Here is a 12435-nt window from a genome sequence, read left to right on the forward strand (position 1 = left end):
CCGTGTCTAGCCGGTTTATAAAAACCCCGCCGATCCTGTCGAACCGCCGGGGCAGCGGAGTTATTCCGACTTCGGACTTCTCCAGTCATCAGACCCGGTAGTAGTGGCCTTTACGTGGTCCCAGGTTATTTTGCGATAGCTGAATTGAACGTCCTCCAGGTGTCCAAAGTGCGAGTTCTGCGGATCCTGGCAGTTGTGCATGTAGGACTTGATGTTGACGATGACCGCATCCTCCAGGGTGGTGGTGTAATAGTGTTCCTGCTTGCCATCGATAGACGTCCGGTACCACTTGATTTCGACTGTGCTTAGCGTTGAGCCTGAGCAAAGAGCCTCCAGAAGCAATGGCGAGGTCTTGTCGAAAATTTTCGTGACACACGCAGGGCCATGAATGCGTTGGCCAGTAGGCTGTCCTGACTGCGTATCACAGGGTGTAATGATGTTATGGCTGAATGCCTGGATTATTGCTTCATCTGCATGGCCTTCCTGATAGACGTTGCCGACAGAGTCTGCTGTGAAAGCTCCTGCTGTCAGTTTTTTCTGATTGGCATCTATGACAGTCATATAGGCGGGTGTAGGCATTAACGTCCTTCCTTACAGTCGGTGGCGCCTCACAAGCGAATTGGCTTGGAGATCGAAGCATCGCTATAACAAGTTACGTGCCAGGTATCTCTTAAGTCAGTATTGTCAGCTGATTTGGCTATGAGGGTGCCGCTCGTTGTGAGTTTTTTCGAGTAACTTGCGCAAGTTTCTGCGCACTATTTACATTTTTTTGCGCAGCTTTCCAGGGTTCTATCCAGATATATCCATATTTTTATATCTGGTCTTTTTGTGCGGAAGGTCATGGATTTTGTACGTGCTATTGGCAAGGTTGCTGGCCGTTTAATGGCGCCTTCTGGGTGAGTTTTAAACCAAATATATATGTGTGTTCTGATGAGCATGTGATAGCGTGTTTAGTCAATAGATAGTTAGGTTGTTAAATATTTTGGTACATAAATTATATGCGTTCCTACGTATTCTCTTCGTTTGTTTGTAAGAATTTTCCGAAAGTTTAATATCTTTCAGGTGTCACCTTGCTTGCTGGTTTTCATGGCGATAAGGTCTGTCTGGCTTTATGAGTGGTTGGAAAAATCGTTAACAATGAAATGCACGATGCGTGGGAATATGAGCAGTGGCCAGTAAAGACAAGCTCTCTATTCGATATCTGAATCTGGCCCGGCATCCTGTCGCAACGGGTGATTATGCAGGCGAAGACATCCGTTTTTCTACGGCGTTTGAAGCCTTGGAGCGTGAGTTGGGCGGTGCACAGGCCATTCTCGGGGAAGTGAATGTAGACTGGCTGCGGATCAGAGAGGGCTGCGAACATATCCTTTCAAATCAGTCCAAAGACCTGCGCGTCGCCAGCTGGCTGGCGTGGGCTCTATATGAATGCGAGTCTGTTAACGGATTATCTGCGGGGCTGGGATTGATTCATTATGTGTGCAAAGAGCATTGGCTGCTTTTTCATCCCAAAAAATTACGAACACGTTCAGCGGCCATGCAATGGCTCTTGCTGAAACTCGACAAGGCGCTGGGAGAGGATATTTCCATTACTCACCAGCTTCCTGAATTCCAGCAACTGCTCAGACAGCTTGATGGCCTGGACGAAATATTTAATCTGTATCTGGGAAGTGATGCCCCGTTGCTGCTGCCGTTGCGAAGACGGCTCGCCCGTATGATTCAGCGCGCTGAGCAAGTTGAGAAAGAGCCTGTCAAGGCGGTGGAGCGTGTCAAGCAGGCTGCGGTCCAGTTGTTTTCAAGTGACTCTCATATCGACAACGAGAAAGACGCCCAGCGGACGTTAAGTGTGCAAGAGAACTCGGTACGTAGCCTTTGCAGATGGTGGCTTAAGCAGAAAACTACAGATCCGCGAGCTTTCCGCCTGAGTCGCTCGCAGACCTGGTATGCAGTGGACAGTCTTCCTGAAAGAAACAGTGAAAAAATAACGCCGTTAAGGAGGTTGCCCGCTGACAAGTTGAACAATTACCAAGAGCGATTCGAACAGGGTCTTTACGCAGACCTTATAGTAGATATTGAAGCAAGTCTTGCAGGGTCGCCTTTTTGGTTTGATGGTCAGCGAATGGTCTGGAGCTGTCTGAAAGCCCTGGGGGGCGAAGCGGCAATGCGCGAAGTGGAAGCTCAGTTTGCTTTACTTTTAAAGCGCATTCCAGACCTTGTTGAACTTCGCTTTCACGACGGTGTGCCGTTTGCAGACGCGGAGACATTACAGTGGATCGCCACTTATATCCTGCCTGCCGAGGTCCATGTCGGAACTGCGTATGGCAGCGAAAGTCAGCATGACGCCTCAGAACGAAATTCGTTGTACCACGATGCACTGCCGGTTTTGCAGACAAAAGGGCTTAAAGCCGCTGTGCAATTAGTGAATGATCACTTGAACGGTGTGGAAGGCGGGCGAGAGCGATTTTTCTGCAAACTATGCATCGCACGTCTCTGTATCGATGCACACAAATACGAGTTGGCGAAGGTTCAACTAGAGTATCTTGATCAGGAGCTCCAATCAGCAAGCCTCCCTGCATGGGAATCCATGATCTTCCTCGATGTATCGCGCTTGTTATATAGCTGTTACGAGCGAATGGCGCTGAACGATAAGGCAGCAGCGCGCAAAGAAGTGATGTACCAGAGGTTGTGTCATCACGACCTTGAAAGATTTATTGATGGCTAACATAAAGTTTAATAAATTGAGGGGAAATGGAATGGCCAGAGAAGGCTCTGTAGCGCCCAAAGAGCGGATCAACGTGACGTTCAAGCCTGCTGTTGGTGGCGCGCAGGAAGAAATAGAGCTGCCACTTAAGTTACTGGTTCTTGGCGATTTCATACAGCGCGCGGACGAGCGAAAGCTTGAGGACCGTAAATCAATCAGTATCGACAAGAACAATTTCGATGATGTGTTGGCGAAACAGGAGCTTGAGCTGGTACTGAATGTACCTGACCGCTTGCAGGCTGAAAGCGGGGCTGACGATCTCACTGTCAGCATCAAGGTCTCTTCGATGAAAGACTTCAACCCTGCCAGTCTCGTCGAACAGATTCCTGAGCTTAAAAAGTTGATGGAGCTGCGCAACGCCCTCATGGCGCTCAAGGGGCCGTTGGGGAACATGCCTTCTTTTCGTAAGGCCATCGAGCAGGTCATTACGGATGAAACATCGCGTAAGAACGTGCTGGACGAGCTTGGCCTGGATGTCGCGGCGCAACAGTAACATCGGACCCATTGTCAGGAATTAACATATGAACACAAAAGCCATACCGCAGCGCGATGCAGGTGAACTTCACCATGGAATTCTCGATCAGATTATTGCACATACCCGATTAGAGCCTTGTGACGACGCCTATGGTATTGCCAAACGAGGGGTGGCTGCATTTATTGAAGAACTGCTGAAACCGCGTAATAACAACGAGCCGGTCAAAAAAGCGCTGGTTGATCGGATGATTACCGAGATTGACGTCAAGCTGAGTCGCCAGATGGACGAGATCATCCATCATGCAGAATTTCAGGCGTTGGAAGCATCATGGCGCGGGCTACAGTTACTGATTGATAGAACCGATTTTCGCGAAAATATAAAAATCGAGTTGTTAAGTGTTTCCAAGCAAGATCTTCTGGACGATTTTGAAGACTCGCCTGAAGTGGTTCAATCGGGACTCTACAAACATGTGTATACCGCTGAATATGGTCAGTTTGGCGGTAATCCCGTGGGCGCGATCATTGCTAATTATTTCTTCTCGCCGAGCGCTCCCGATGTGAAGACCATGCAGTACGTTTCAAGCGTTGCCTGCATGGCGCATGCACCTTTTGTTGCGGCCGCAGGCCCCAATTTCTTCGGGCTTGAGCAGTTCACCGGTCTGCCCGATCTAAAGGATCTGAAAGATCACTTCGAAGGGCCGCAGTTCGCTAAATGGCAAAGCTTTCGGCAGCGGGAAGACGCGCGTTATTTCGCACTGACAGTACCGCGTTTTCTTTTACGCAGCCCCTACGGGCCGAAGGAAAATCCGGTGAAGACGTTTGCCTATGAGGAAAACGTCTCGAACGACCACGAGCACTATTTGTGGGGCAATACGGCCTATGCATTTGCTACCAAGCTGACAGACAGCTTCGCCAGATTTCGGTGGTGCCCCAACATCATTGGTCCTTTGAGCGGTGGTGCTGTTGAAGACCTGCCTTTACACCACTTCCACAGTATGGGTGAAATCGAGACCAAGATTCCGACTGAGGTACTGGTGTCTGACCGTCGTGAATACGAGCTGGCGGAAGAGGGCTTTATCGCATTGACCATGCGCAAGGGCAGCGACAATGCAGCGTTCTTTTCTGCCAGCTCAGTACAGAAGCCCAAGTTTTTTGGCAACAATCCAGAGGGGAAAATAGCCGAGCTTAATTACAAGCTAGGCACTCAACTGCCCTACATGATGATCGTCAATCGCCTCGCACATTACCTCAAGGTGCTGCAGAGAGAGCAGATAGGTTCCTGGAAAGAGCGAGCGGACCTGGAGAGTCAGCTTAACAAATGGATACGTCAGTACGTTGCGGATCAGGAGAATCCGAGTTCAGAAGTGCGTGGCAGACGGCCGCTGCGCACGGCACAGGTCATTGTCAGTGATGTTGAGGGTGATCCCGGCTGGTACCGGGTCAGTCTAAATGTTCGTCCTCATTTTAAATACATGGGCGCTGACTTTACGCTGTCGCTGTTCGGCAAAATGGATAAAGAGTAGATCATCGATTGATGATGAATCCAAAAGGTAGCCTCTTTCAGCGCTTGGCAGGTGACGTACTGCAACAGCAGTCTTTTGACAAGGAAGAGCAGTTAATGATGTTGATATCGGCTCATCTGACCAAGATGCTGGGTACGCGCGCCGGTAGCGTAAAGATGCTGCCTGATTATGGTCTCCCTGACTTGAACAATATGGGGCTGAGCCTTGACGATACGCTGAGGCACTCTCGCATGATCATCGAAAAGATGATTCGAACATATGAACCACGATTGTTCGATGTTCACGTGACGGTGGAAGAATACGAAGGTTGTCTGCTGAGGCGAACATTCTCGATTGGTGCGGCTCTGGACATTGCAGGTGTAAAGAAGTCCATTCGATTTTCTGCACTGCTCGGTGGCGACGGCAAAATAAGTATTGTTTGAGTAAGTTTTTCGCCTCGCGAAGCGGTGCGCCGATTATCTACAGTTTTACACCCAGATTTTTCATTATCGATTTACGACCGGCCAGGTAGAAAAAAACGGTGTCATTTAACCTCTATTATCAAGAAGAACTGACGGCTCTCCGAGAGTCTGGGCGTCGCTTCTCCGAGCGTAATCCGGCGCTGGCTCCTTTTTTAGGGCAGGCGGGCAAGGACCCGGACGTAGAACGTTTACTTGAGGGGTTTGCTTTCCTGACGGGCCGTTTGCGTCAAAAGCTGGATGAAGATTTACCTGAGCTGACCCACTCCCTCATGCAGTTGTTATGGCCCAACTACCTTCGACCTCTGCCCTCGGTGAGCATGCTTCAGTTTGACGCTCTGGACGGCTCCGGCCCGGGTTTCGTGGTGGAGCGAGCAACACCTGTAGAAAGCGAGCCAGTCAATGATCAGGTGTGCCATTTCCGTACCTGCTTTGCCACTCAGGTATTGCCGTTGAAACTGACTCACCTCTATTGTTCGTCAAGCGGGAGCGGGACAACGTTGAAGCTGTGTCTGGCGATGAATGGAGACAGCCATTTAGGCGAGGTAAAGTTCAGTCAGTTGCGCTTGCACCTGGCGGGTGAGCGTCGCGTCAGCCAAGCTATTTACTTCGCGATGATGCAGAAGCTCAAGGGCATCACATTATTGCCTCTTGATGCGATGGGCGAACCGCTACTGAACTCTTCAGGCAAAGCGATCGAACTGATCATTCCTACAGAACAAGTGAAACCTGTAGGCTTCGCTGAAGAGGAGTCGTTGATTCCCTACCCACTAAATACCTTTCGGGGCTATCGCTACCTGCAAGAGTATTTCTTTTTTCCTGAGAAGTTTCTTTTTGTCGATGTTCTCGGTTTCGATGTCATTCGCTCATTGCCTGACGATCTGCTGAAGCGCGCGCGCGGGCTACAACTTGTTTTTGATGTGCGAGGAAAGGACATGCAACATCTTCGTCCTACCCTCGAAAACATCAAGCTTTACTGCACGCCGGTCGTGAACCTGTTCAAACAGGATGCCTTGCCCATTCTTGCGGATGCCCGGCAGGACGAATATCTGCTCATTCCTGCGCATTACGCACACGGCGGTTGTGGTGTGTACTCGGTCGATAAGGTGGTTGGCTGGCAGCCTGGAGGGCTGGGCTATCAGAATTACGTACCCTTCGAATCGTTTGAACATGACGCTGCGGTCGATGTGGATAGTGACTCGCCTTACTACAGCGTGAGGCATCGTACTTCGCTGCAGCACAAGGGGCTCGATACATTTTTAAGCTTCGGTCTTCGAGCAGGGCGAACTGACGAGACAATGTCCATTGAGATGACATGCACTAACGGTGACCTTCCGTGGCAAATCAGGGCAGGAGGCCTATGTAAACCATGTGAGGGCACCCCTGACTTTTTGCGTTTCAGAAATATAACGCCTGCCACGAAAACATTTGCGCCACCCATGGACGGGGATTTTCTCTGGCGTGTGATCAGTAACATGTCGCTTAACTACTTGTCGCTCGAAAATATCGAAGCACTGAAAGTGATTCTAGAAACGTACGATTTGCCTCGGTATTACGATTCGCAGGCAGAGAAAGTCAGCAAGCATCTCCTGGACGGGTTGAAGTCCATTAGGCACCAACATATCGACTGCCTGCATGACGGGCTGCCTGTAAGGGGCGTCAGGACGGAGTTGACCGTCGAACCTGACGGCTTTACAGGGGAGGGCAGTTTGTTCTTGTTCGCCTCCGTCCTAAACGAATTCTTTGCGCTCTACGCGAGCCTGAATTCCTTTCACGAACTGCATGTAAAGAGCACACACGGTGGAGGATACGAATGGGCACCGCGCATGGGCATGCAACCGCTGCTTTAGCCAGGCTGAGTCAGGACATACGGCGGTACTCTGTTTATCAGGCGATACCGCTGATTCTCAATACTTTGCGTGAAATCCATCCCGACACGGATGAGCGCCGCATTCATGATTTTCTCGAGTTGCGGGCAAATCCGGGTCTTGGATTTCCTGGCAGTGATATTGAATGCATGGAGCTTTTTTACGAGCAGGGTCAGCTGCACGTACGACTTGATCTAAATGTGATGAGCCTGGTCGGTTCCGGCTCTCCATTACCTGCTTTTTACGCTGAGCAAGCCTTGGGTGAGCGGGACAAGCCTAATGTGACTCGCGATTTTCTGGATATCTTTAATCGTCGATTGCAGATGTTAATGCTCCCCGTATGGCGCAAGTATCGCTATCACGCCATGTTCACCCGTGGCGCGACAGATCCGTTTTCCGAACAGCTGTTTGCACTGATCGGCCTGCACGGGCAGCGCATTCGCGAAACTCCCGAATTGAACTGGAAACGGTTGTTGCCGTATCTGGGGCTCTTGAGCCTGCGCGCTCATTCGGCCGCCTTGATCGAGTCGGTGCTTCGTTATTACTTCAAGCACGCTCAGCTGTTTATCGAGCAGTGCGTTGAGCGAACCGTCGATATTCGCAGCGCTCAGCTTAATTGCCTTGGAGTGACCAATCATCAGTTAGGACGCACTGTTGTGCTGGGTAATCGGGTCCCTGATCGGAGTGGCAAGTTCCGCGTCCACGTGAAAGAACTCGATTGGGAGCGGTTCCACGAATTTTTACCCATCGGCCCTGGCTACCGTCCGTTGGGCGCTCTTGTCCGATTCACGTTACGCGACCCTTTGGACTACGACGTTTGTCTTGAGCTGCGCCATGAAGACATCAGAGAACTGCGCATTGGCCAATCGAACACCTGTCACCTGGGCTGGACCACCTGGCTCGGGCGCGAGCATGCCCTGGGTCTGGTCATGCTCAACAGACCGATACATTAAGGACGACTCATGATCGATGTAGATTTGCAGCAACTCGTCAATGCCCTCGATGCGCCTACCCGCGGAGAACTGGAGGGAACGGCCGAACGCTGCGTTTCGAGAGGCAGCAGCAAAATTCTGGTTGAAGACCTGTTGCTTGCCCTGTTGGAAAGACCTGACGGGATGCTTTCCCGTGCGCTACTGGACGCCGAGGTTGGGGCTGACGAACTTGCAGGGTTTCTTCACCCGCCAGTCGAGCAAAGTGCTACCCGGAGCCCGGCATTTTCTGCCGAATTTGTTCAATGGCTTCAGGACGCGCTGTTGATTGCCAATCTGGATCTGGGCCAAAGCCTGATTGATCAGTCTGCGTTGATTCTTGCCTTGCTGCGTAATCCCTTGCGCTATGCCGACCGTCCATACCAGCCATTATTGGCGAAGATTAATATCGAGCGCTTTCGCGATCATGCCCTTGCCGAACAGATGCCGGAGGTAACAAAACCGTCAGTGAATCAATGTGATTCGCTGCTCGAACGCTTCACTCATAATCTGACGCAGCAGGCCAGGGAGGGGTTGCTCGATCCTGTGCTGTGCCGTGATGACTGTCTGCGTCAGATGATTGATATCCTGTCTCGTCGACGCAAGAACAACCCCATTGTGGTGGGCGAGGCGGGTGTCGGCAAGACTGCGGTTGTCGAAGGGCTGGCGCTTAAAATCGTTCACGGGGAAGTCCCGGATCTATTGGAAAACGTTGAATTACTGTCTCTGGATATGGGGCTGCTCCAGGCGGGTGCCAGTATCAAGGGCGAGTTCGAGCGTCGTTTGAAGGGCGTGATTGACGAGGTCAAATCCTCATCCAGGCCGGTTATTCTTTTCATCGATGAAGCCCACACACTCATCGGCGCCGGTGCGCAGGCGGGTGGTTCGGATGCGGCCAATCTGTTGAAGCCGGCATTGGCACGCGGCGAGTTACGGACCATTGCAGCGACGACGTGGGCCGAGTACAGACAATATTTTGAAAAGGATCCGGCGCTTGCACGTCGCTTTCAACCGGTCCGGGTGCTGGAGCCGACAGTAGAGCAGGCCATCACCATTCTGCGCGGGCTTGCTCCGCTATATGAACGTACTCATGGTGTCTATCTGCGCGATGATGCTGTAGTCGCCGCAGCCCGGCTTTCGGCACGCTATCTCACCGGGCGCCAGTTGCCGGACAAGGCAATCGATCTGCTTGATACAGCTTGCGCTCGAGCACGAATCGCTCTGGTCGCCGTGCCGGAGCGTCTTGAATATCTACGAAGCGAGATGGCGCGTCAGCAGAGGCAGTTCGAGGCAGTGCTGCGTGATGCCAATGCCGGTCTGTCGGTTGATGACAAGGCATTGGATACGCTGGCTGCCGATCTGTCACGGCTGCAGAGCGAGGCTGCAGCACTGGAGTGTACCTGGGCTGATCAGCGGGCAGCCGTCGAGCGTCTGCTGGACCTGCGCAAGCAACTGGCTGACCGAACAGCACAGTCGGCTGAGGCGAGTGAGTGTGATGCCATACGCGCGCTTGCGTCCGAGTTGGCCCAGGTTCGAAAGACCCTGATCGATATTCAGATGACCGACCGTCTCGTGAGCTTTGAGGTATGCCCCAGGCTGATAGCTGAAGTAGTGGGTGGCTGGACCGGGATTCCTGTATCGCGTCTGGCTCAGGAACACAGCCCGGCAATCAACAGCTTTTCCTCAGAACTGCGTATGCGCATCCGGGGTCAGGAGCAGGCGATGCTGACCATTGAAAAGGCAGTCCGGGCATCGGCTGCGGGTTTGAATGCACCCGGTGCCCCAACAGGGGTATTTCTTCTGGTCGGACCCAGCGGAGTGGGCAAGACGGAAACAGCCATTGTTCTGGCTGATCTGTTGTACGGCGGCGAACGTTTTCTCACGACGATCAACATGTCCGAATTTCAGGAGAAGCATACCGTTTCCCGATTGATCGGCGCCCCTCCGGGCTATGTCGGTTATGGCGAAGGGGGCATGTTGACCGATGCCGTTCGATGCAAACCGTATTCAGTCATTCTGCTCGATGAGGTGGAGAAGGCTGATCCGGATGTACTGAATCTGTTCTACCAGATTTTCGATAAAGGCACGGCCAACGACGGAGAGGGCCGGGAAATCGATTTCCGCAACACTCTCATTCTGATGACCTCCAACCTGGGTGCCGATCTGATCCATGCAAGCTGCCACGAGGGCAGACGACCTGATGTCACAGAGCTGAAAACCAGGCTGAACCCGATACTGAGTGCGCATTTCAAACCGGCATTGCTGGCTAGAATGCGGGTTGTGCCTTATTACCCGATCATGGGGTCGGCGCTGCGTGAACTGGTCGAGTTAAAGTTGGCGCGTCTTGGCGAGAGACTTCAATCCCGTGGCCTGACCTTCAGCTATTCGCATGATCTGGTTTGTCATCTGCTTGAGCAGTGTACGCAAGACGACAGCGGCGCCCGGCTGATCGATCAGTTACTGGAGTCCAGTCTGACCCCCTTGATAGCAGACCATTTACTTGGCGCCATGAGCCGTGGTGACAAGGTCGTCAGGGTTCACGCAACACTGGACAGTTCAGGTGGTGTTGTCTGTGAGTTCGAATAAGGTGGTCTCGTCCTTTCATTCGCTACACGACCCATTAGGCTATGCGCAAACATTGGTTTCGCGATACTCGGCGCTCTCCCGATCAGCCGACAGCCAGTCGTTGCAGCATGATTTTGTACTATATGCTGCCGAGCTCAGTAGCTGCCAGGCAAGCCAGTTGTTTTTGCTCGACGCGAGCCACAAACGCCTCTGCCTTGCTGCGCAGGCCGTCGACAGCGTCATTCAGCCTGACCAGAAAACGACTTCACTTAAAGACTACCGGGACGAGCCTTTACTGCAGTTCTGTCTGCTTCAGAACCGGGTTGTCAGCGTGCCGAAAATCAGCAGCAGTCTTTACGGAACCCGCTTTCTACCGGTACAGGCGCAAGAGTGGAAATCGCTGCTGTGCGTTCCGCTGCACAATCGTGAGCGGACAACTGTCGGGGTACTGGTATGTGTGAGCAGGCATTCTGGAGAGTTGGAAGGCTACGCAGAATCTCTGGGCGCGCTAGGGTCGTTCGTGATTTCTCAATTATCCGTTCTGCATTCGTCAGCCGGGCCTGGGGGCGCGAGGCTTCATCCGCGCAGGCGCGCCCTACCGGTAGAGCGCTTTGGACTTATAGGGCGTAGCGCTGCCCTGGATCGAACCACCCATCTTCTGAGCAAGATTCTCGACAGTACCTGCACGGTGTTGCTGACCGGTGAAACCGGGACAGGCAAGGAGATAGTGTCTCGTGCCATTCACGAACACGGGCCTCGTCGCTCCAACGCGCTCGTGGTACAGAATTGCGCCGCCTTTCCGGAAGCTCTTCTGGAAAGCGAACTCTTCGGTTATCGCAAAGGCGCGTTTACCGGCGCCGATCGTGATCGGCTTGGCCTGTTCGACGCAGCTGATGGCGGTACGCTGGTACTCGACGAAATTGGCGATATGCCGCTGCAATTACAGGCAAAGCTTCTGCGGGTCTTGCAGGAGGGCGAGATTCGTCCACTGGGCGGCAACGACGTTCGCAAGGTGGATGTGCGAATCATCGCGGCGACCCATCGCCATCTACCGACATTGGTCGCCGAAGGACGCTTTCGAGAAGACCTCTATTACCGTTTGGCGCAGTTCCCCATAGAGCTTCCTCCGCTACGTCATCGCGTGGAAGACATCGAAATACTGGCCCGGCATTTCTCGGACATAGCCTGCCAGAGTTCACGGCGAGAGCCCGTGCAGTGGTCGGAAGCTGCGTTGAGTGCGTTATCGGGTTATGCCTTTCCTGGAAACGTTCGAGAGCTGAAGGGGTTCGTCGAGCGTGCCGTATTGTTATGCGAAGACGCGGAGCTGAGACCGGAACACTTTCCCATTGCCACCGAATCGACAAGCCATCCGGCTGGTCTTTCACTGCGTGAGCGCATCGAACAGTTCGAGCGTGGCGTTCTACTCGAGAGTCTGCGCGACAGCGGCGGTAACCGGAGCCTTGCAGCACGCACTCTAGGGGTGTCGCGGCGCACGCTGCTTTACCGCCTGGCACATCTGAAGATCGCCGCTGCTGATGGACGGCGTACCTAGCCATTCAATAATCACGTTTAGTTAATTTCTTGTCTGGAGACGTTCCAATGAACTTTCATTGTTGGCGCACTGTGCCTATCACATTCATTGCGCTGATTTGCCTTGGAGGGTGCAAAGGTCATTTCAAGTTCAGTGATGATCAATACCGCGCGCTGGGCAGTCCAGAACCCTTCAGCCCACTGAATGCGTTGCGGCAGGACTCGACTCCTGGAAAAGAGATATCAGCGTCGCATGCCTTTTCGATTGCTGCCCTGCGTCAGGATTTCCAG

General features: G+C 52.7%; 9 protein-coding genes. 8 read left to right on the forward strand and 1 reads right to left on the reverse strand.

What is annotated here, in order from left to right:
• Positions 1-60: 60 nt before the first annotated feature.
• Positions 61-579: an Hcp family type VI secretion system effector gene (locus GE543_RS16195; protein WP_046237595.1), complete on the reverse strand. Its 519-nt coding sequence runs from the start codon at positions 577-579 to the stop codon at positions 61-63.
• Positions 580-1168: 589 nt separating this feature from the next.
• On the opposite strand from GE543_RS16195, the gene tssA reads away from it, so the two are divergent.
• The 8 genes from tssA to GE543_RS16235 all read left to right on the forward strand — a co-directional run bounded on the left by tssA (position 1169) and on the right by GE543_RS16235 (position 12166).
• The gene (tssA, locus tag GE543_RS16200) at positions 1169-2719 is read left to right on the forward strand and encodes a type VI secretion system protein TssA (protein ID WP_371927182.1); all 1551 of its coding nucleotides are present in this window, start codon (positions 1169-1171) and stop codon (positions 2717-2719) included.
• Between the two features lie 31 nt (positions 2720-2750).
• Positions 2751-3251 (forward strand): type VI secretion system contractile sheath small subunit, encoded by a 501-nt coding sequence (gene tssB, locus GE543_RS16205; protein WP_003405674.1) that lies wholly within the window; start codon positions 2751-2753, stop codon positions 3249-3251.
• Between the two features lie 28 nt (positions 3252-3279).
• Positions 3280-4755: a type VI secretion system contractile sheath large subunit gene (gene tssC, locus GE543_RS16210; RefSeq protein ID WP_153221873.1), complete on the forward strand. Its 1476-nt coding sequence runs from the start codon at positions 3280-3282 to the stop codon at positions 4753-4755.
• Positions 4756-4766: 11 nt separating this feature from the next.
• Positions 4767-5177, forward strand: a complete 411-nt coding sequence (tssE, locus tag GE543_RS16215; RefSeq protein WP_004417961.1) for a type VI secretion system baseplate subunit TssE — start codon at positions 4767-4769, stop codon at positions 5175-5177.
• A gap of 98 nt (positions 5178-5275) precedes the next feature.
• On the forward strand, positions 5276-7063 hold the full coding sequence (gene tssF, locus GE543_RS16220; protein WP_371927183.1) for a type VI secretion system baseplate subunit TssF: 1788 nt from the start codon (positions 5276-5278) through the stop codon (positions 7061-7063).
• Positions 7027-8034 (forward strand): type VI secretion system baseplate subunit TssG, encoded by a 1008-nt coding sequence (gene tssG / locus GE543_RS16225; protein WP_153221874.1) that lies wholly within the window; start codon positions 7027-7029, stop codon positions 8032-8034. Before tssF ends, tssG begins: the two co-directional genes overlap by 37 nt.
• Positions 8035-8043: 9 nt before the next feature.
• On the forward strand, positions 8044-10635 hold the full coding sequence (tssH, locus tag GE543_RS16230; protein ID WP_153221875.1) for a type VI secretion system ATPase TssH: 2592 nt from the start codon (positions 8044-8046) through the stop codon (positions 10633-10635).
• Positions 10622-12166 carry a sigma 54-interacting transcriptional regulator gene (locus GE543_RS16235; RefSeq protein WP_371927184.1) on the forward strand — a complete coding sequence of 515 codons (1545 nt, stop codon included), beginning with the start codon at positions 10622-10624 and terminating at the stop codon, positions 12164-12166. The genes tssH and GE543_RS16235 overlap by 14 nt, the downstream gene beginning before the upstream one ends.
• The last annotated feature ends 269 nt before the right edge of the window (positions 12167-12435 follow it).

It is taken from the genome of Pseudomonas sp. SZ57 (assembly GCF_009495975.1).
GTDB classification, from domain to species: domain Bacteria; phylum Pseudomonadota; class Gammaproteobacteria; order Pseudomonadales; family Pseudomonadaceae; genus Aquipseudomonas; species Aquipseudomonas syringae.

Excerpts from the sequence above, each read along its gene's own strand:
- GE543_RS16195 (WP_046237595.1), bottom strand. The coding sequence starts at position 579 with ATGCCTACACCCGCCTATATGACTGTCATAGATGCCAATCAGAAAAAA.
- tssB (WP_003405674.1), top strand. The coding sequence starts at position 2,751 with ATGGCCAGAGAAGGCTCTGTAGCGCCCAAAGAGCGGATCAACGTGACG.
- tssC (WP_153221873.1), top strand. The coding sequence starts at position 3,280 with ATGAACACAAAAGCCATACCGCAGCGCGATGCAGGTGAACTTCACCAT.
- tssE (WP_004417961.1), top strand. The coding sequence starts at position 4,767 with ATGATGAATCCAAAAGGTAGCCTCTTTCAGCGCTTGGCAGGTGACGTA.
- tssG (WP_153221874.1), top strand. The coding sequence starts at position 7,027 with ATGGGCACCGCGCATGGGCATGCAACCGCTGCTTTAGCCAGGCTGAGT.
- tssH (WP_153221875.1), top strand. The coding sequence starts at position 8,044 with ATGATCGATGTAGATTTGCAGCAACTCGTCAATGCCCTCGATGCGCCT.